Origin of the sequence: Marinoscillum pacificum, from assembly GCF_024714495.1 — a bacterium.
Lineage (GTDB): Bacteria > Bacteroidota > Bacteroidia > Cytophagales > Cyclobacteriaceae > Marinoscillum > Marinoscillum pacificum.
Genome location: NZ_JAMZMJ010000001.1, coordinates 370,114 through 390,605, shown reverse-complemented (window position 1 = coordinate 390,605; position 20,492 = coordinate 370,114). Strand labels below are relative to the sequence as shown.

Annotated in this window: 16 protein-coding genes; 14 read left to right on the top strand and 2 right to left on the bottom strand. The window is 38.2% G+C overall.

What is annotated here, in order from left to right; genetic code table 11:
- Window positions 1-2: 2 nt before the first annotated feature.
- Window positions 3-2,795: a T9SS type A sorting domain-containing protein gene (locus NXS00_RS01645; RefSeq protein WP_258097368.1), complete on the bottom strand. Its 2,793-nt coding sequence runs from the start codon at window positions 2,793-2,795 to the stop codon at window positions 3-5.
- Window positions 2,796-2,978: 183 nt separating this feature from the next.
- Between NXS00_RS01645 and NXS00_RS01640 the strand changes: the two genes are divergently transcribed.
- The 6 genes from NXS00_RS01640 (at window position 2,979) to NXS00_RS01615 (ending at window position 9,597) form a co-directional block, all read left to right on the top strand.
- On the top strand, window positions 2,979-3,848 hold the full coding sequence (locus NXS00_RS01640) for a DUF5675 family protein (protein ID WP_258097367.1): 870 nt from the start codon (window positions 2,979-2,981) through the stop codon (window positions 3,846-3,848).
- Complete coding sequence (locus tag NXS00_RS01635; RefSeq protein ID WP_258097366.1) at window positions 3,845-5,266, top strand: N-acetylmuramoyl-L-alanine amidase; 1,422 nt, start codon at window positions 3,845-3,847, stop codon at window positions 5,264-5,266. Before NXS00_RS01640 ends, NXS00_RS01635 begins: the two co-directional genes overlap by 4 nt.
- Window positions 5,235-5,858 (top strand): DUF4230 domain-containing protein, encoded by a 624-nt coding sequence (locus tag NXS00_RS01630; protein WP_258097365.1) that lies wholly within the window; start codon window positions 5,235-5,237, stop codon window positions 5,856-5,858. Before NXS00_RS01635 ends, NXS00_RS01630 begins: the two co-directional genes overlap by 32 nt.
- Complete coding sequence (locus tag NXS00_RS01625; RefSeq protein WP_258097364.1) at window positions 5,855-7,858, top strand: hypothetical protein; 2,004 nt, start codon at window positions 5,855-5,857, stop codon at window positions 7,856-7,858. Before NXS00_RS01630 ends, NXS00_RS01625 begins: the two co-directional genes overlap by 4 nt.
- Window positions 7,859-8,015: 157 nt before the next feature.
- The gene (locus NXS00_RS01620) at window positions 8,016-8,819 is read left to right on the top strand and encodes a universal stress protein (RefSeq protein WP_258097363.1); all 804 of its coding nucleotides are present in this window, start codon (window positions 8,016-8,018) and stop codon (window positions 8,817-8,819) included.
- Window positions 8,820-8,898: 79 nt separating this feature from the next.
- Window positions 8,899-9,597: an energy transducer TonB gene (locus NXS00_RS01615; RefSeq protein ID WP_258097362.1), complete on the top strand. Its 699-nt coding sequence runs from the start codon at window positions 8,899-8,901 to the stop codon at window positions 9,595-9,597.
- A gap of 52 nt (window positions 9,598-9,649) precedes the next feature.
- On the opposite strand, the gene NXS00_RS01610 is transcribed toward NXS00_RS01615, so the two are convergent.
- Entirely contained in the window at window positions 9,650-10,312 is a 663-nt protein-coding gene (locus NXS00_RS01610; RefSeq protein WP_258097361.1) for an HAD family hydrolase, read from the bottom strand.
- Between the two features lie 111 nt (window positions 10,313-10,423).
- Between NXS00_RS01610 and NXS00_RS01605 the strand changes: the two genes are divergently transcribed.
- The 8 genes from NXS00_RS01605 (at window position 10,424) to NXS00_RS01570 (ending at window position 20,375) form a co-directional block, all read left to right on the top strand.
- On the top strand, window positions 10,424-11,101 hold the full coding sequence (locus tag NXS00_RS01605) for a VLRF1 family release factor (protein ID WP_258097360.1): 678 nt from the start codon (window positions 10,424-10,426) through the stop codon (window positions 11,099-11,101).
- A gap of 178 nt (window positions 11,102-11,279) precedes the next feature.
- Complete coding sequence (locus tag NXS00_RS01600; protein ID WP_258097359.1) at window positions 11,280-11,672, top strand: bacteriohemerythrin; 393 nt, start codon at window positions 11,280-11,282, stop codon at window positions 11,670-11,672.
- 197 nt (window positions 11,673-11,869) lie between these two features.
- A complete protein-coding gene (locus tag NXS00_RS01595; protein ID WP_258097358.1) occupies window positions 11,870-13,348 on the top strand; it encodes a 7TM diverse intracellular signaling domain-containing protein in 1,479 nt (492 codons plus the stop codon).
- 163 nt (window positions 13,349-13,511) lie between these two features.
- A complete protein-coding gene (locus NXS00_RS01590; RefSeq protein ID WP_258097357.1) occupies window positions 13,512-13,994 on the top strand; it encodes a LytR/AlgR family response regulator transcription factor in 483 nt (160 codons plus the stop codon).
- A gap of 10 nt (window positions 13,995-14,004) precedes the next feature.
- A complete protein-coding gene (locus tag NXS00_RS01585; protein WP_258097356.1) occupies window positions 14,005-14,406 on the top strand; it encodes a hypothetical protein in 402 nt (133 codons plus the stop codon).
- 6 nt (window positions 14,407-14,412) lie between these two features.
- A complete protein-coding gene (locus tag NXS00_RS01580) occupies window positions 14,413-15,726 on the top strand; it encodes a PA3715 family protein (RefSeq protein WP_258097355.1) in 1,314 nt (437 codons plus the stop codon).
- Between the two features lie 78 nt (window positions 15,727-15,804).
- On the top strand, window positions 15,805-16,473 hold the full coding sequence (locus NXS00_RS01575; RefSeq protein ID WP_258097354.1) for a hypothetical protein: 669 nt from the start codon (window positions 15,805-15,807) through the stop codon (window positions 16,471-16,473).
- 134 nt (window positions 16,474-16,607) lie between these two features.
- Window positions 16,608-20,375 carry a two-component regulator propeller domain-containing protein gene (locus tag NXS00_RS01570; protein WP_258097353.1) on the top strand — a complete coding sequence of 1,256 codons (3,768 nt, stop codon included), beginning with the start codon at window positions 16,608-16,610 and terminating at the stop codon, window positions 20,373-20,375.
- Window positions 20,376-20,492: the final 117 nt, after the last annotated feature.

The window sequence follows — 20,492 nt, the reverse complement described above, 5'->3', positions numbered from 1 at the left end:
TTTTAATGCTTGATAATAAACTTTTGTTGATACTTTCCTTTGGCTGTGTTTATCTCTAGCAAGTAGATTCCATTTGGTACACTCCTGATATCCATTTGATAGTTGCCTTGATTGGCTGATTTACTTAAAAGTTCCTTTCCATTAAGATCTCTGATGATGATAGATAAATCAGCAGGACTGTTTTTAAAGCCAATATAGTCAGTTGCTGGATTCGGGAACAGCTGGATGGATTGCAATTCAGGTGTTGAGGCAATCACTGCTATTGGAATGGTCAACTGGATAGTGTCGCTATTGAGCTCACCGTCATTGACTGTAACTGGAACTATAATATCACCATTAAAGTCAATAGAAGTAGTGATTCCAGTATTGATGACTTCATAGTTAGCACTCTCTAGAATTTTCAATGTGAAGTCATCTGGATAAACATTATCTACGTCCTCAGCAGTGAAATCCGCCAACGTTATCTCAATATCTTGTCCTTGTGTTCCAGTGAAATTTGTATTGGAAGTTAGATTTGTAGGAGGGTCATTGACAGGTGTAACTTCCACTGGAAATTCATAAACATATCCTTCATGAGATTCATCATCTACTCGTAGTTTGATCATCAATGGTCCATTGTAATTCTCATCTGGAATTATTTGTGCGTCCTGATAAGTATAATTTACGTTATCAAGTACAGTTAATTTCAATGTAGAAGGGTCACTATCTTCATCAATGATAGTTGCATTATCCAATGAAATTGAAGTTGGCTCATCTTCGACTATAGATTCTATATCCAGGTTCGTAATTGTAGGATATTTATCCCCAAAGGTGAGTTTGAGAAGTTGGTGTTTTGTTTCTGAAATTAGGAAATCCCCAACTAAATAGACGCTATTAGGGTCAGTTTGATCAAACGAAATATCAAAGAGGCTGTAGATGTAAACTTCAGGGATCATTTTAAAATCACCAATTATATTACCATCAGAATTTTTAAAGCTGTATCCGGAAAATCCGTCAGAATACATAAATCCTTTTCTACAACCTTCCAAGCTTGTTAGCCTATACATGTCATTTTCAAATGTATTGATGAAATTCCCATCACTATCTATTAAAACTATTTTTGATAGTTCAATACCTTCAAAATGAGTGAAATCACCTGTAATTGCTATTTCTCCAAATTGGTTAATGTTGATTAGATGGATATATCCATTGAATTCTTCAAACCCATTTTTGAATGAGTCATCAATGTCTCCATCAGATTTTAATTTAAGTAATGGGCCATTAGAAACATCATCGATTTTAATGTCCCCACCCCCCAATATTATTTCTCCAGATTGTAGTTCTTTGAAAACTGAAACTCCTGTAATTGTATTTTTTAGAAAATTATGATCGATCGTACCGTCTATATTATAGGCGAAAAGTTTTTGATTGAAACTAATAAGGCGCAGGTTGTTACTCAAAATACAGTAGCTGTCTAGACTGTAAAAAGGAATGCCGAAACCAGGGTTTTCAATGGAAAATAATTTTTCGCCACTTTCATTAACGACATTGAGATTTCTTTCGTAATCAAATATTAAATAGGAGTTCGAATCCCATTTATACATATTCATACGAGAGTGTTTATTCTCCTTAACATCAAAGTTCAGAATATTTCCTTGCAAATCTAGAATCGCCCCATTTTTAACTTTAACGTCATTAACTTGATTGAAATCACCTACTAGATAGATTAGACTGCCCTCATTATACACCTCATACAAATGCCCTTGGTCATAGAATTTTGGTGCGAAGGATAGGGTTACCTCACCATTGTGAATTTTTGTAATCCCATAATAATTATGATCTTGATCTAACTCAATACTTGTATAAATTGATCCATCAGATGTTGTGTAGTAATAAGGTAAATTTGAAGAGGGAATTGTTTTTATCATGGAAAAATTCTCATCAATAGTGCCATTTTCGTTTAAACGGACTAAATAATGATGATGTGGATCTTCAAAAGAGTAAAGATGAACAAGTGCTTTATTGTTTTGCAGTTCAAGTTTGTTAGAACCAAAGTACTTATCCGAGTCATTAAATGAATAAGTTTCATCAATAGCTCCATTTTCGTTTAACCTTATTATATCAGGATCATTGTTAATAATACATATTAGTTTACCATCTGACTGAATTTTCATATCTAGAACCTCAGTTGATTGGTCAATTTCAGGATTGAAGTTTGGGCTAACTTCTCCAGTTGATAGGATTTTAGCTAGTCTCGGAATGTTTACATCATTCACTACATCGAAATAACCAGATATATATACATTGTTATCTTGACACAGTATGTTGCTTATACTTCCATTTGTTTCAACAGTAAAGCTTTCATCAATATTTAGGTCTTGATCATACTTAATTAGATTGGTACCACTGACTACAACAATCTCATCACTTGAAAGTACTCCAACTCCACCAATATAACCTTCTAAGTATTTGGTCTGAATTAATAAACCACTTGGATCAAGTTCATCAATTCTTCCGTAGCTAGTAACGATAATATTACCATTGTTCTTAACATAAAATTGTCCTCCAAGCTCAGTTTTAAAGCTTTCATCAATTTCCCCATTTGGTGTAATTCTGTAGATTAATGATTTGTTAGGGTTCTTTGGATGTATTCCAGATATTAATATTTTACCGTCAGTAAATTCAGCAAATGACCGCAATACAGAGCGTCCTCTGACTTGAATATTCGGGAAACTCTCATCGAGCACTTGAGCACTGAGTTGGGATAATAATAGAAATGTAGTTAGAAGAGATGTAAAAGCTAGTTTGTCAATCATAATGTATTTTTTTGCTAAAATGCTTAATTCAATCTTAGTTATGAAAATCTAACCTTAATTTCAACAAGAATTAATCGGGAGAGTTGTTATATGGTTCTCGCCGCTTTCTACAATAATTTCATTTTCTAGTTGACATTCGGTTAGGTAATATCTATTTTCCAGCTCATTAAGAACCTAACTGATATGAAACACTTTGCCATCGTCATTGTAGTGGCATTACTGGCAATTGCCGTGTTACTTTTTCTATACAATCCAGGTATTCTGGAAGATGTCTGGTTATGGATTGTTGGTTTGATTGGTGTGATCATTTCTGCAATCAAAAGTGCGATTGAGGGTTTGAAGAATCTTTTCAAATCAGATCAGAAAGAAGTTAATTCAATCAAGCAGCCAGAAACCGTAAAGAATGCATCTCCAAGTCAACCAGACTTAGCGATCATCACACAAGCAAACGAAGAGTACCGCAAGTCCATTTCGGAGTATAAAATCAGAATCAATGATTTAGAATCGCAAATCAATGTATTGGAATCTAAACTCTCCTCCACACTACCAAAAGATGAATTTAACGGAACAACTCTTTCGGTTATCCGATATTTCGATGATGGGGAAACAACGCTTGGTCTATTGTTTATAGATAATAAGTATTTCTGCTACACTCTTGAGGATACCTACAGAGAAGTGAAAGTCAAGGGGAAAACACGAATTCCAAAAGGCACTTATAACCTGGACTTTAATCGGTTTGATACCAGTTTGACTCTAAAATACAGAAAGACTCGACCATGGTTTACTTATCACTTGCATGTACAGAATGTTCCAGGTTATGAGGGGATTTACATTCACAGTGGAAGTACGCATGAGCATACTGAAGGCTGTCTTTTGGTGGCTAGAAGCATTTATTCAGATGATGCCAAGAGTTCCATCTTTAATTCCAAAGTAACCTTTGAAGCATTATACAAGCAGCTAAAAACTAAACTTGACGCGGGTGAGCGATTACGTATCATCTACTATGACGAAGACTTTATGAACTACTCACTATTAAATAACAAAGCCTCATGAAGAAGCTATTCAATCATCGCTGGCTATTCAGAGCATTCAATGTGATTGCCGGGATTATATTCGGGCTTGGAGTGCTTTCATTTTTCTACATTTTTTTGATTCAGCAAGATCTTTATGAGGCTTTAGGAATCTTCATTGCCTTCTCCTGGACCAGTATTTTTATTTGGTACTTCAGTTGGGCCACGTATTTCTACAATGTCAATTATGGCTGGACAGATCGTGATTGGTTAAACTGGGAAGAAGCCCTTGAGAAGAAGAAACAGGGTGAATATGTGACCAAAGAGGAATTAGAAGCCCCTCAATTCAACCCTTACAGAAGTCAGAGTTTTGGATTGCCAACTGGTACTGTGCGAGGAATGATCACTTTCACCTTACTATTTGGAGCGATTAGTTTGATGATCAGTAGTTTCGGTAAGGACGGTAATATCAGTCAGGATTCGTTTTATTGGGATCATTTTGAATTCTTCAAGACAGCTTTCTTAATGATGATTGCTTTCTATTTTGGTGATAAATCCCTGAAATACTTGTCTAATAGATCAAATGCTGCTCGTGAGAAGAATTGGTTGAAGTACAAGCAAGAATCCGGTGCGCCAACAAGTCAGCTGGATGAAGATGATCTAGAGTTTCAGGCTCAGATGGGAACTACAGAAGTAAAAGCATTTGATGGTTCACCCGCCAGTCCTCCTGCTAACCTGAGTGCCTTGAAAAAAGCTATTGCAAATTCAGAAAATGATGCTGTTGGTTCTGGGATGTTTCCAGTGATCGATGCGGGTCATGGGGGGATAGATCCTAAAACGAAAGAGTACACCACAGGAAATGCTAAAAGGCATCATTTTACAGATGCAGATGGAAATCCATCTTATGAGATTCTGGAAGGTGTAATTAACCGAGGGATTGCATCGAAACTGATTGATTTACTGAAGCAGTTCAATATTCCTTACTTGGAAAATACGGTGTACACGCATCAGGATGTTTCACTAAAAGATAGAGTCCGTTTTGCTAATGAAGAATATGCTACCAATAAGAATGTCTACTTTTTATCCATTCATAGCAATGCGGTAGCAACTGCAAGTCCAGGTCCTGGAGAGCCAAAAGCTAAGGGTTTTGAAATTTTTACTAGTGTAGGTCAAACCAAGAGTGATCAATTGGCAGACATAGCTGCCAAGTGGTACAAAAAGGATTTCCCAGACTTTAAGTTCCGGCAAGACATGGTAGATGGTGATGCTGATAAAGAAGCGGATTTTTATGTACTAAGAAAAACAGCATGTCCTGCTTTTTTAGTTGAAAATCTGTTTTTTACCAATGAAACAGAAGCACAATTTTTGTTGTCTGAGGCTGGTCAGATGCGTATTGCTACCTGCTTGTTTAAGACTGTAAAGGAGATATATGAAACACAAAACAATGGCATCCTTGGGTAGAATTAGCCTGTTCTGTATTTTGTTAACTCTCCTCATATCTTGTCAGAGAGATACCAGAGGGTTGGTAGTTGGTAAGATTCACAAAGCATCTAAACTAGCTACTACGGAATTCACCATTGACAAGATTGTGCATGGCACCAAAACCAAGAAACTTGGATGGTTCATCAAGCTAAGTGAGGCCAGGTTCATAGCATATAGCAAGGCGAAAGTTACAGCAGGAGTGAACCTTCAAAAGCTTGGAAAGGATGATATTGAGATTGACGGAAGGAGTATTTCCTTGAGGTTGCCACCAATCGAAGTGATCAATTTCTCTTATCCGCCATCAGATTTTGTAATGGACAACAATATCTCAAAAAATGGATGGGCTAGTAAAGTCACCGTGTTTGATCAGGAGGAATTTTTCCGTCAGGCTGAGATGGATATCCGTAACAACCTCGAGCATATGGGCATAGTAGAAACCACTCAGGAGAAAACCAGAAATATGCTGACTGCTTTGCTTAGGTCTTTTGATTATGAAGAAATCTACATTGAGTTTAAGAGTAATGAGTTGATCATAGATAAAGTGCCACTGATAAAAGAAGAGGAGTCATGATCATCAAACTGCTATTCAAAAACTGGAAATTGATTCTCGATATAGTAATCGTCCTTGCGATCATTGTATTGATCTTTCTTTGGAACCCAAAGAACATTTTTGGGAATGGCTTGGAGCTTCATGATACCGCCAATATGGTGGCCGAGATCAAGGAGATAGGAGAGTTGATTACTGCTGAGTACTATGGAGAGGTGATTGCTTCTGACGAGGAAGCAACTTTAGGGATTCTTGATATCGATTCGGTAGAATTAGAAGGAATAAACCTCTATAATGGTACAGTTAAGAAGATCATTTTAACTCAATATGTTGAGGAGTCAGCTTTAGTTTATGAAAAAGCAAGTGAGAAGAAGTTCTTGTTTGAAAGTGGTAAGAACAGATATCTGAACAATCAGCTTTCATTGGTCAAAAGCAAAGTGGTTGACACGGTTTACAAGGAATTGGACGATGCGCTCAAAGATGATGATATGAGTGCGTTACTGCTTTTTATTGCCAACTATGAACATGGGACTGGTATCAATCAAAAGAAATTCATTAGAAAAGATAAGAAGAACAGAACCGCATATGTTAGAAATGTTCTAAAAAGCATTATTGAAACGGAGTATGATCGTGTAGTTAAATATGCCGATGGAGATCCTGACTATCAGAATTACCTTCAGCAAGGGTTCACCACAAATCACCGATATACTGACTTCTATTTTGACTTTATGGACAAAGGCTTGTCCAGGAAAGAGCAAAAGGTTGAGATTGCTGTGATTGGTAGGGGTAGCGTGAAGGCAGGTTTTAAGTTTGATAAGCTTGATGAACGAAACGTGGTGTATGACTCAGAAAAGCAAGTTATTCATTTGTTTGGGTTCAATGCAGAGGTGTTATATCAGGACATTAACCCCTGGTTTATACCAGAGCAAAGTGTGCCAGGATATCAAATTGTGATGGCCGAGAATGCATCGTTTGAAAAGATGAAAGAGCTTAAAATGCATTGTATTGATAAGCTACGATACAATGCTGAGGTGGCTGGCATCATTCAGCAGGCTCAAGATAATGGAGAAGAAGCCATTGCAGAATTCTTCGGACTACTACTTGGAACAGATATTAAAAAGGTCGTTTTCAGGAATGATTTGTTGGCAATTGAGGCCAAATATCTGATTGAGGATAGTGTAATAACTCACTCAGAATTGATTCTGATTGATTCCTTGATCAACAAAGAGATTGTAAAAATCGACCAAGAAACAGGTGCGGTTAAAGAGCGAAGACAATTGCTTCTGCAATCTTTTATTTCAGGCTTGTCGAAGTATCCAATTAGCTGGAGAGATCAAGAGTTTAGTTTTAACTACTTCAATAGACATATTCCCTCACTGATGAAAGATTCGATCATCTTGTTTGTGACAGGAAATAGACAAGACTTGTTTAATAATGAATATCAAGTTATTCAGGATTTAAAAGGGAGTTTCTTCAATAATCAATTCAAATTTCCTGATGACTACCAGTTTTGGTCGGATGATAGTCTACAGTATTTTACTGAATACAATCAATTTGTTTCTCTGCTAAGCCGATCAAGCAAAATCAAAAAATATCAAGAAGATTCGACTATGAAATTTGATGCCAATGTGAATTACAATCTGGTATCCAAAAATGGTTTAGATACCTTAAACTACCTGTTTGTTGGCGATACCATCTATTTGTATCACTTGGATCCTTACACGGACTTAGCCTTGATGAAATACACGATGAAGGATTCTGCTGATCTAACTAACGAGTTCATGTTAAAAAACATCGATGAGTCATTTATTAAGAGTCAACTAAATTCTTTGGGTATTGTCAGCGCTGATTCACTTTTTAATTATCTGGTGAATGCTAAAATTCAGTTCAACGCCAGAGATAATGGATTCAAGCGTTTTCGCAGAAAAATGGACGGAAAGTCTGAATTCAGCGAATCCATGAATTCGGCTAAAAAAGGAATGGATAATTTTGCGCAGTGGGCTAAATCCTTAATGGCAAATTAAGGTTTCGTGATTCCTGACAAATCAATGCTGTCGTCAGCCCATGATAAGGTGATTGTTAATTGATTTGAGACAGCAAAAGTCATTTTTTTGAATGACGTTAAGCATTACAAAATCTTCAATTTCTAGGGTTATTTGTTGAGTCAAATCAATTATAGCCATGAAAACAATCCTAGTTGCTACCGATTATTCAAAAGCCGCCAATAATGCCCTGAAATATGCTGCCAATTTAGCTGCTGTTCTAGATGCCCGATTAGTGTTGTTCAACGCTTTCAAGGTAAGTGAACATGCCTTGAATGGTTTAGCGTCTTCTACATCCATAGATCACATGACTGATCAAAAGCGTCAACAGCTAAAAGAACTTGCTGAACGAACATCGCTTAAATATCACCTGGAAGTAGAGGCGGTAAGTCATCAGGGCGATATCGAGGAGCTTTTGAAAAGGCAAACTGAGCAATCTAAGCCTGATTTGGTTGTTCTGGGAATGGAATCCAATATTTTGGCCTATGAGTGGTTTGGAAATACCACAACGTCGATGATCAAAACACTGAAGGTCCCGATCATGGTGGTGCCAAATGAGGTGCCTTATGAAAACATCAATCGAATTGTGTTTGCGTATGATCCTAAGTTTGTTTCTGAATCCAACGACTTCCTATTATTGAGAGAGATCACGAATCAGTATAATGCCAAATTGGAAGTGTTCCATGTAAACACCAATCAAAGTGAGCATGTCGCATTGAGCTCAGTAGAAGAGGTTTTTGAAGATGTCAGCTTCATCTATCATGAAATAGAGAGCTCCAATGTGCCTGCTAGTATATCAAGCGAAGTGGAAAAGTTCGGGGCCAATATGTTGGTGATGGTTCCACATAAAGTAACTTTCTTCGAGTCGTTGACTACAGGTAGTACCACTCGAAAATTTGCTCTGAAAAGCAAGATTCCTTTATTGATTTTACCTAACTCTTAAAAAGTTTTCATTTTCCTTGTGACTATTTCCATTCACTGGATTGTAAGGGTGAATTATCTCTCATTTAACACAATCTATAATGGAACCAAAGAAACACGAATCACTGGATTTAGAGCGTAAGAGACCCTTATTCTTCAATATCGGACTTGCTATTGCTTTGTCATTGACCATTCTTGCATTCAATTGGAAGGCGGAATACAAACTCATTGATCTTGAACCTAAAAATGAAATCTTCGAGGATACTTACATTATTCCCGCTACCAAGATTTCAGAACCTGAACCACCAAAACCTAAAGTGGAGAAGAAGGAAGTAAAGAAGAGTCTTCAACCACCGATTATTGTAGAAACTGACGAGCTTGAAGAAGATACTAAGGAGCTACTAAATCTGGACCAGAATGAATCTAAGGATGAAGATTTTGACCTTTCAGGAGTTATAGATGATATCGGGGAAGAACTTCCTGAAGAGGTTTTAGATTTCGTAGAAGAGATGCCTTCGTACCCGGGCGGAATCCAAGCGTTTTATCAATATGTGAGCAAGAACATGGATTACCCGGCTAGGGCTAGAAGGATGGGGATAGAAGGAAAGGTGTTTGTTCAATTTGTGATCGATACTGATGGAACTATTACAGCAGTTGAGACCGTGAAAGGTTTAGGGGCAGGTTTAGACGAAGAGGCTGCTCGGGTTCTAGCTGAAGCACCTAAATGGAACCCAGGCAAACAAAGAGGAAGAGCCGTGAAAGTCAGAATGATTTTACCGATAAATTTTTCACTCAATTAATGGACTGAGGGATAAGCCAATGGTCAATTGAGGGGTCTCAGTTGACCTTGGTTTATTTATTGAAGATGGTATTCATCTTATCATAGTGTATTTCACTAAAGTCATTAATAACCAAATCAGCTTTGCTATAGTCCTGATTTTTAGAGTGTACACTGTCAAATCCCACACAGAAAATTCCTGCACCTTTTGCTGCTTCAATTCCATTGGTAGCATCTTCAATCACAATACATTCTTCAGCAGAGAATCCGGTAGCTTCAGCGGCTTTGATGAAGATCTCCGGATGTGGTTTGGAAGCTTTTAATTCTGCTCCACTGAGCTTCGCTTTGAAGTATTGATTCAGGTCAAATCGTTTGAAGATGCGGTCAATACTCGCCATGGTAGCTGAAGATCCCAATACAAGGGTTAAGCCATTCTCGTGGTAATTCTCGATGAGTTGACGAACACCTTTGATCAAATCAAAGTCTTTGTCATTCTCGAAGATAACATCATAGTGCTTACGTTTGATGGAGGCCAGTTCTATTGGCTCTTGTGCTAATCCAAAATGCTCTTTTAGCTGCTTGCAAACATTAATGGTGGATTTGCCTGTAAGCGAATCATAAAGTTCTGCCGAAACATCTATTCCTACTTCATCAAACATCTGATGGTATGCGCGATAGTGAAGTGGTTCACTATCAATAATTACTCCATCCATGTCGAAAATAGCAGCCTTTAGCATGATGTTTTTGTTTGCGAAGATAGGACAGGAAGCCTTACCTGTTTAATGAAAATGAGAATAATAGACTATCTAGCCCATTTAGCTAACTTGCATTTATAAATCAGAGATCACGTGTTAGACCAACAATTTAGCCTTCAGCATATCGAAATTGAGGAGCTTCTTGAGCTAGTTCAGGAGGAAACCCCATCTTTTGACTATCAGCATAAAAAACACCTCATCTCACTGCTCAATGATGAAGGAGATGAAATGGGTTACATCAGATTGCCTCTTCATTTTCAGCTTGATGAGCAACTAAATTTGGTCTACGAAGATGCTAATGCGCTTTACCTCTCCATAGAGTCTGGAAACGCAGCTATATGTATGATGGAGGGAAAGGAAAATGTCTATCATACTACTTTTTCGGCCTATATGACCCGTAAAAAGCAAGGCTTCAGTCAAATCAAATACCTTAACAAAAAGGGCAAATCAAGAGCAGGTTCTAGAATCAGGCTTTCAGAAACAGTAACCTTCTTTGAAAACATCAATACAACGATGAATGAACTCTGCGAAGAGTTTTTGATTGATCGTATCGCTCTTGATTGCAGCAAGACTTTATTACCATACTTGTTTCAATCGAAAGTAGAATTTCCAATAGAAAAGGATGACCTTAAACTCTATAAAATTCCGATGCACATAGCACAGTCCAATTATACGAATTTAATTGCTGCTATCGAGAAACTGCAAAAGCCATTGTTGTTATATAATGAGGCATTTAAAGTTGAATTGGAGTCGGTATTCATGGGGCATTAACTGCCAACATAACCTAAGCGGATAGCGATTTCACTACACTTAAGGCAGTAGTGAATTCACATGATTTTTGTCAGATATTGATGATTTAAGAGAAAGACCTATGATAGCACATCTTGAATTGGAATAAACTTGCGCTGAATTAATAAACACCCAAAACATATTAAAATTATTCACCAGCATGGTCAAATGGGAACAGCGGTTTGAGACAGGGTTTGAAGAAGTGGATGAGCAGCATCAGTCCCTTTTTAATTATATCAATGATTTAGAGGAATGTATCAATGATAAATACTTCGAAGGAGCAAGGATTGAGATCATTCTCAATTTCTTCCAGATGTTTTGTGCTACGCACTTTAGTTTGGAAGAATCTTGCATGCTTCGAGAGCACTGTCCTGCTTATGAGAAGAATAAGGAAGCTCATGGTAAATTTCTAGAGTATTACAAGAAATTTAGAGTGAACTATAAGCCTGCTAAAAACAAAGAGGAGCTATTGAAAGAGTTTCATGGTGTCTTGATTAAATGGCTGGTCAATCACATCATGAAAATCGATATGAATCTGAAAAAGGCTAGCTAGTAGTTTATATAGCAGAATTGACATGGAGTGATAGGTATGATTGCAGATGAATGTATTATCATTGCTACGGTGTTCGTTTGGCCGTCAACCTATTATTTACTCCATTTTAACTGACATTGATTAAGGTTAAAGTTGTCTTTTTTATACTTATTGGGATCTGTTGGTGTCTTTTCTCAGGGTGCTCCAGTGCTAGTCAATTGAAGGTAGATTATACATTTTCGGTTGCCAAGGATGTTGGTTATGACGCTTCTCAATTCGATCAAATCGAGTTTAAACCCGGCAATCATTTGGATTTAGGTTTCTATGAAGGAGCTGTATGGATTCGTTTAGAAGTTGAAAATACCGGTAACCCGACCTCTGTGGTTGTTTTGTGTGGAGACCTGATTAATCAAAACTATCGCTTCTACGAACTTGACAAACGTAGTAGTAAGCTAAGTGCAGTTAATCAGGGTATAAATACCAGTTACAATGATCATAGAACTTATCATTTTGCGAAGCCCAATTTTCAAATAGATTTAGGCACAGGAGAGAAGAAAACTTACTTCATATCCACATCCAGTGATGGCAGAATTCTTCAAGGAACACCACGCCTGGTCTCTTTGAATGAATTTCATTCCATTAAACAGGGGACATTTACTTTTGATATTGTATTCTATGGGTCAATCGCCATACTCGTGTTGATCAACCTGTTTTATTTCCAAAGCATACGCAGCAATATCTATTACTATTACGGAGCCTATATAATCTGTAGTTGTTTGATGTATCTGTTTGTAGAGGGTAGGCTGTATGGCTGGGGATGGAGTCATGCAAGCATCGATCATCTAATGTTTCTATCCATTAGGCTTTGGATTTTGACGAGTATATTATTCTCCATGAGGTTCCTCAAAACGAAGGAAACTAACCAGCGATTCTACCAATTCATTATCATTCTTCTAATAGTTACTCTGGGAGGTGCCACCATGTATCAACTTTTGTTTCTGAGTACATCTATCAGTACATTACATATGGCCGAGAACCTACTGGGCTTTTTGTGGATAGTGCTATCGCTTTTCATCGTAGGAAACTCGTACAAGAAAAGGAAACTGGAATCTACCTACTACTTAATAGCTTATTCATCCTTTATCTTTTTCGTCACTTTAGGTCTTTTGGATAGTCATATGACGATGTTGCCGGGAGATCCTTTCTCTTATTTTAAAATCGGAACCATATTTGAGTTCATAGGATTTACCTATTTCATCGCAATCCTGATCAGAAAGAAGCTGAACACGAGCAATGAATTGGAAATGGAACTTAATCAAACTCGACAAGTTCTTGGAGAACGGGAGAGGGAATTGAGTGGAGATCGAAAAGTCAATAAAACAGATTTTGCCAGTATTTTAAAACTTGTTGAAAGTTCACTTTCTTCCGAAGAAGAATGGGATAGTTTCAAGGCCCATTTTGATCAACTGCAACCTGATTTTTATAATCAATTGATCAGTCAACACCCAGAATTGACTAAGTCAGAAATCAGACTTCTTTTGCTGATTCATATTGGGTACTCTCAAAAAGAAATTGCAGAGATTCTAATGATAGCTCCTGACAGTGTGAAGAAGGGCCGAACAAGGGTAAGAAAGAAACTGGCGATTCCAGCAGATACCAGGTTAGAGGATTTTCTACAACAGTTGGTAAAAAATTAATTACCTCTATTTCAGTTACTTACTAAGATGTCCCCCCATTTGTCACCCTAGTGTTTCTGTCTGGAATGACTAGTGTTATATAGGTTCGTAGCTATAAGTACATGAACTGATTTACGATGAAGTAATCAGCTGACAATAGACGGTTTATCGCTAATAGAAGAATGTGGAAAAGACACTAGGAATAGGGAGATCCATGTCACCAACGATGGTGGTTGTTTCTAACAAGAATAAAAAGGATTCGAATGCTGTCAACTTGAACCTAAGGAGTATTGAGCCAGCTGCCGAATTTACGAACAATGGGACTAGCAATAACCTCAGAAGGAACCTGGTCTTGTCTTTAACTGACAGCTATCAAGTGGTTGATTTGCAGGAGCTTCTATATTGTGAGTCTGATGGAGGCTACACCAGATTTCATTTAGCTACTGGGAAAAGTTACATGGTATCCAAACCACTTAAGTCCTACGAGGAAAGGCTGGAAGTTTCTTATTTTACCAGACCACACCAATCTTTTATGGTTAACTTAAGGTTCATCGATAAGGTGGATAAATCTGGAACGATACACTTGGTTAATGGTACGGAAATTCCTGTATCTTCCAGGAAGAAGGAAGAATTTTTGACGACATTTCTCAATTATCATGGTCTGTAAATCTTCCTTTATGATCAATATACTTCCAGGTGATTTATATAGACCTTTAATATTTAAACTATTGTCAATGGCAGAATGGATTAAAAATGTGGGGAGTTACGCCATTTGGATTTGCCTTTCAGTGATCATGGGATTTGTCCATATGTTCGTAGTTCTAGGTCCAAACACTGCTGGATCTGAAGGAATTGACTTTTGGTTTGATATCATTTACAAAGTTGCTCTGATTAAAGTAGGATTGATTGTGGGAGGTATTATCGCCATTCTTTTCATATTGGTGGATTTCATGCTCCTGAGGCGCTCATCAAACATCAGAAAACAGATTATTGCCTCCCGTATACTCACAATTATTATTTTGACAATTGTTGTAGGAAGCACCCATTATCTTTTGGAAAAAACTTTCGACCTTATTTAACCAATCATGAAAATTATTCATCTGTTAATTATTGCCTTGTTGATTTCGTGTAGTCAAAAGCAACCGCAACAAGGAGCGATTGAAATATTGGAAGAAGAAACAGAAGTTGTGATAACTGCTGATCTTGCAGAAGCCGCTGTAAAAACAATCGACCAGGATCAAGACTTTCATGAAGTGATTAACAACCTTCAAATGAGGACATTGCCATGGATTGAGCATTCCAATTTTGATCAATTCATTGATGAAGCTGATGTAAAAGGAATCAATCATCAAGCCCTTAAAATGACAGAAGTGTATCCTGATTTCGAACCGGAAGGATCCAGATATGAAGCAATGACATCCTACAGACTAGACCTTTCTTCCAATTACTTCACCGTGATTGTGGTCTACAAATTGGAGAATTATGAGATGTTATCAACTCTGATCAATTATGATATGGAGGGAAATGTAATAGATCATGTGCTGGTGGCTTATGATGAGATTTCAACCGGCATGACACAATCAGCCTCCAGGATCAGTGAAGACAAGATTACCTACCACGATATTTATTGGACAGAAAAAAAGGAAATCAGACAAACGGATTACAAGATCAATTACGATGGCAAAATTGAAAAAGGAGATTCTCAGGTGCTCAGTGAGGTTTTTCAGAATTACACCTTGATTTTGTCCGCATTAGATGAGCTGAATCTGGACATGCTTCAGGTCAAATCGGACCTGATGGTCTATTCTGCAAAGCCAGAAAACATGGATCAATACATACTGGTCATTCCAGAGATTGTAGAGGAAGCGACAGAGTACTTTACGCTAAACAGTCATGTAGTGATAGTTGATGAAATAAGTGGCAAAATCTTACAGCGATTCTCAGAAAGTCATGAATACAATGGCTGGGTATCGGACGCTATAGGACTAACATCAATTGACATAGATACTGCGCCTTACATGGTCACACCAGGTCATAGAGCCTTTGGAGTTAGAGTGTCATTTCATGGAATGTCACGGGTTAATCCTTATGACAAGGAAAGCATTTCTCTGTTTGTCAATTTCGGCGATCATCTAAAGAGACTCCTGAATGCTTATACAGCTGTGGAATCCAGAGGAGAGTGGGATGGCAGTTGTGAAGGGGTATTTACCGCCTCCAAAAAAGTGTTCATCATGTCAGAAAATCAAACGGATGGGCTCTTTGATATCACGGTGAAAAACAAGATTAATGTCTCGAAAAGTATAGAAGATGAAAATGGTGAATGTAATGCCGAAGACACCAATTTTACTGAAACGTCAGTATTGAAATACAATGGGCAGGAATACATTGAGCATCAGTAAGTAATGAAAATACGAACGTTTTTATTGATAATCTGTGGCTTCAATATGTGTAATCAATTGCATGCACAAGATGTACAAATGAAAGACCACCTGGCCAGGGTGGATATAATTCTAAAAGCTCCAGAATTGACATTGCAATTTGACAGTACTGGCTACTCCGAGTTTAAGGATTTCAAGTTCTTTACCAAAAATGGAGATACAGGTATTTTCTTCTTTGATTCTGCCAAAGTTCACTTGATAGACTTCAATCATGATGGGTTAAAAGATGTGATCATTGAGGAAAGAAGGCTGCATAACGCGACGTTCATTTTTGCTAATGATGGTAAAAATTTTCATGAAATATGGGCGGGTCCTGGGTCTCCTGTTTTCATCGAAAATGCTGAAGAAACTACTGTTTACATGTACAGTGGTTATATCGGCTGCATTGATATTCAGTTATTGTTTGAGGTTAAAATCGGTTCCAGAAATAGAGTAGAAGAGCATTTGTTTAGCTACCACCATCAAACCCAAGTTCAAGATCTCAATCAGACTTTTATCACGAAAACTTTTACAGGAATCCTACGAACTACTCCGGCTATAGACGACACAGACACACCCGACACTTGTACTGGCGAAATGAGGAAAGGAAATCAAATAAGAGCCATAGAAAATGAATCGGTAGTCGTCATTAAGGAGACTAGCGATTGGCAAATGATCATTTATACTCAAATGAATAATAGCATCATTGCATGGGTTGAAAAGAACTGATCCTACTATTGAAATAAATGAACGGGAATTATCGATGAGTTAATGAGCATAGAAAGTCAGTAATAAAATGAATTTGGTCTTCGCATCGTGATACATTTGTATTACCCCTTTTTATAACCTAAAGATGAGTAGAGATGAAGATCAGGTACATCGCCCTGTGCGTGGGATTGCTGGTAGGTTTATCCTGTGAGATATGTGCTCAGCAACACATCGTTCAGCACCAGTACAATTTTAAGCAAAAAACCGTTGATGATGGCTTGTCCAACAACCGTATCAGCGCTATTCATCAAGATAATCGAGGTTTTATTTGGTTTGGTACCTACAATGGTTTGGATCGATTTGATGGTAGGAATATTGTCAATTATAAACATGATCCTTCGAAACCAGGGACAATCTCTGACAATGATATTCGTGCAATTTTCTCAGATAGTGAAGGGACGCTTTGGGTAGGAGGTAACGGTGGTTTGGATTATTTCGACCTGCCGAAAGAGCAATTCATTACTTTTGACCATGACAGCCTCTCTGGCGGAATTGGCAGAGTAGATGCTATTAAAGAAGATCAGTCATCCAATCTATGGATTGCCAGTACCAAAGGATTATTTAGGTATAATCTCCAATCAAAAGAGTTTTATCAGTTTCCTCAAAATGATGATTCTGGAAGCCTACCTGAGGGACAAATTTCAAGAATTTTGGTGGATCGGAACAATAACCTTTGGATAGCCATTTACAAGAAGTATTTGTGTTATTACAATCAGAAATCTGGTGAAATCTTTACCTTTAAGAATGAGCCTCGCAATTCAAGGTCCTTGAGTGGCAACCAGATAGAGCGGATGTATGAGGATCGAACAGGAAATGTTTGGTTTGGAACCATGAACAATGGCCTTAATCGATACAATCCAGCGACCAGGGATTTTACCAGAATTATACCAGATGCTAATGATGATTATTCCACCAGAGTTCGAGCTATTTTTGAGGATTTTGAGGGTAATTTCTTTGTAGGTACTCGTGGCGGAGTTTACATGAGAAACCGTAATAACGGCCAGTTTTTTATGTATGCCAGTTCAGAGCATCCATTCTCTACTTTAAGTCAAAACTCCATTCAGTGCAGCTATATTGATTCTACGGGTACTCTTTGGATAGGCACATTTGCTGGTGGTGTGAACTTCACAAATCTGCAGCGTAAACCATTCATTCATTACAGTTCCAAAGCGGATAATAGTTATTTCCTTTCCTCACCCAATGTCTATGCTTTTTGTGAAGACAATCAAAACAATTTATGGGTAGGTACAGACAATGGATTGAATCGATTGGATCGAAATTCAGGTCGCTTTACGGCTTATTTCAACAACCCAAATGATCGGGGATCATTGAGTTATAATGACGTAAAAAGTCTTTCCAGTGATCGAGAGGGTAATATTTGGGTAGGAACCAACCAGGGAGGACTCAACTTTTACAATCGCCGTACAGGAAGGTTTAGCACATACATGCATGATGATAATGATCCGGGAAGCATCTCTACAGATAAGATTTATGGATTGTTATTAGATCGAAATTCTGACTTGTGGGTGCTCAATGGTGTTGGCTATTTGGATATTCTCAGAAATGGTTCCAGTGTGTTCGAACATACAGCTATAAAGCCTTATTATGGAATCATAGAAGGTAGCAACGATAAGCTTTGGATAGGCGGACAGGAAGCTATTTATGCTTATGACTACAACTCTGGAGATTTCACGGAAATTCAAGAAGACTCACTTTTAGGAGATGTCTATACCCTCATGGAAGCCAGCAATGGTGAACTATGGATAGGTGGAGAAACCGGAATTGTGATTTATCATATAAAGGAGGATTTCTTTGAGGCGTTAAATGTAGAAAACGCTCCATTGAATGAAGTGTATGGTATCAAAGAAGATCAGAATCATCAGATATGGATCAGTACTGAAGAAGGCTTGATTAAGCTAAGCAATGCCCTGACTTCTGATCGTACAAATATCAAGTTTCGGGTTTATACCAAACACGATGGATTACAGTCGAAACAATTCAATTACAATGCCCACTATCAATCCGCAAACGGTGAATTGATGTTTGGTGGAATAAATGGATTCAACATTTTTGACCCTTCTGAAATAAAGAATAATGACATTCCTCCATATGTTGCATTAACGGATTTAAAAGTGTTTAATAGATCCGTGCAGATTGGTGAGTCGAAGAACGGAAACACCATTCTCAGTGAGTCTATCAGCACAGCTAAAGAATTAGCGTTTAACAGACATCAAAAGTCCTTTACGATAGACTTTGTAGGACTGCATTATGCACAACCTGATGCTAATCAGTATCGATACATGCTGGAGGGCTATGATGAAGACTGGACCTACACGAATGCAGCTAGAAATTTTGCACCCTATAGTAATTTGCCAGGGGGAGAGTATACATTCCGGGTTAATGCTGCCAATGTAGACGGTGTTTGGGCTGTTGAGGACAGAACTGTTGTAATAGAAGTTATTCCTCCATTCTGGAACACCTGGACCTTCCGGCTTTTGGTGTTAGCACTGTTGGTTGGTGGAGTAGTAGCCTATATGAGATGGAGAACTGCACAGGCTAGAGAAAACCAACAGCGATTGGAACGCAAGGTGGCTGAAGCTACGGACAAAGTAAAACACCAAAACGACGCGCTGCGTGAACAAAGCGATTTGTTGCAAAATGCCATTAAAGAAACCAATGAAGTGGTCAAAGAAGCTGTGGAATCCGGCAATTTCTCAGCAAGAATTGATCTTTCGAATAAAAAAGGTGAGTGGAAATCGTTGGGAGAGTCCATCAATCATTTGTTCGAATCTGTGGCAAAGCCTTTTACAGCGATCAATGAGGTGGTCAATAAGCTAGCCGATGGAGACCTGACTGGTAGGTATCATGGAACTGCCAGAGGAGACATTCAGAAGCTCACGGACAATCTTAATAAGGCAATTGTGAACCTATCCAATCTTTTGAGTGAAATAGCGGAGCGCGCCCGGTATCTGAAAGAGTCTTCGTCAGAAATGCTCAATAGCGGTGAGCAAATGAAATTAAGTACAGGAGAGATTGCGTCTGCTATAGGAGAGATGAGCAATGGAGCACATGAGCAGGTTCGTAAAATAGATGAGTCATCCAGTTTGATAGAAGGAGTATTGGCGTCATCGACTAATATGGGTCAGCAGGCAGATGCTATTCAGGAAACAGCCAAGCAAGGAGCTGAAAAGAGCCGATCTGGAATGGATCTGGCTCAGGATATGGATAAAACCATGAAGCACATTTTGGCTTCCTCCAAGCGAACCAATGAAGCGGTTTCAAGTTTAACCAATCGGTCCAAAGAAATCTCATCTGTGCTAAGAATCATCAAGGAAATTGCGTCACAAACCAATTTGCTCGCCTTGAATGCGGCCATAGAAGCTGCACAAGCAGGAGAAAGCGGACGAGGATTTGCAGTAGTAGCCGAAGAAATTAGGAAACTAGCGGAGAGTTCTAAAAAGTCAACAGCAGAAATCGAAGAGCTCATCTCTGCGGTACAAAATGACACGTCTGAAACAGCAACTCTTATTGGCGATATGAGTTCTTCCATTAAGTTGGGTGAACAGACCACAAGTCAAAGCTTGACGACCTTCCAGGAGATCTATAAGTACTATCAAGAGACATTGGATAAGTCTGAAAGCATTGCTCTGGCTACTAAAAAGCAAACAGAAGACATTAGCAATGTGGTGAACATTATCAGTGGAGTGGTGGTGATCTCTGAAGAGACAGCTGCCGGCACGGAACAGACCGCAAGTTCATCTGCTGAACTTTCCGCTGGAATGCAAAACTATCAGGATAAGAGCGAGCAGGTATCATCTATTGCTGACGAACTACAAGAAAAGGTGTCCAGGTTTAGACTTTAATCTAAAAGTAGGAATATGTAACATTCTCGAGTTGAAAGGCTTTGAGAATGATGTATTCCGTTTAAAGTAAGTTGTACTCTGGTTATTTAATATGTTAGTTGTAAACAAGAACTCCTG

What these genes read in the sequence shown, in the direction of transcription:
- NXS00_RS01645 (WP_258097368.1), bottom strand. Translation starts at nt 2,795, where the DNA reads ATGATTGACAAACTAGCTTTTACATCTCTTCTAACTACATTTCTATTA.
- NXS00_RS01640 (WP_258097367.1), top strand. Translation starts at nt 2,979, where the DNA reads ATGAAACACTTTGCCATCGTCATTGTAGTGGCATTACTGGCAATTGCC.
- NXS00_RS01635 (WP_258097366.1), top strand. Translation starts at nt 3,845, where the DNA reads ATGAAGAAGCTATTCAATCATCGCTGGCTATTCAGAGCATTCAATGTG.
- NXS00_RS01630 (WP_258097365.1), top strand. Translation starts at nt 5,235, where the DNA reads ATGAAACACAAAACAATGGCATCCTTGGGTAGAATTAGCCTGTTCTGT.
- NXS00_RS01625 (WP_258097364.1), top strand. Translation starts at nt 5,855, where the DNA reads ATGATCATCAAACTGCTATTCAAAAACTGGAAATTGATTCTCGATATA.
- NXS00_RS01620 (WP_258097363.1), top strand. Translation starts at nt 8,016, where the DNA reads ATGAAAACAATCCTAGTTGCTACCGATTATTCAAAAGCCGCCAATAAT.
- NXS00_RS01615 (WP_258097362.1), top strand. Translation starts at nt 8,899, where the DNA reads ATGGAACCAAAGAAACACGAATCACTGGATTTAGAGCGTAAGAGACCC.
- NXS00_RS01610 (WP_258097361.1), bottom strand. Translation starts at nt 10,312, where the DNA reads ATGCTAAAGGCTGCTATTTTCGACATGGATGGAGTAATTATTGATAGT.
- NXS00_RS01600 (WP_258097359.1), top strand. Translation starts at nt 11,280, where the DNA reads ATGGTCAAATGGGAACAGCGGTTTGAGACAGGGTTTGAAGAAGTGGAT.
- NXS00_RS01585 (WP_258097356.1), top strand. Translation starts at nt 14,005, where the DNA reads ATGATCAATATACTTCCAGGTGATTTATATAGACCTTTAATATTTAAA.
- NXS00_RS01580 (WP_258097355.1), top strand. Translation starts at nt 14,413, where the DNA reads ATGAAAATTATTCATCTGTTAATTATTGCCTTGTTGATTTCGTGTAGT.
- NXS00_RS01575 (WP_258097354.1), top strand. Translation starts at nt 15,805, where the DNA reads ATGAAAGACCACCTGGCCAGGGTGGATATAATTCTAAAAGCTCCAGAA.
- NXS00_RS01570 (WP_258097353.1), top strand. Translation starts at nt 16,608, where the DNA reads ATGAAGATCAGGTACATCGCCCTGTGCGTGGGATTGCTGGTAGGTTTA.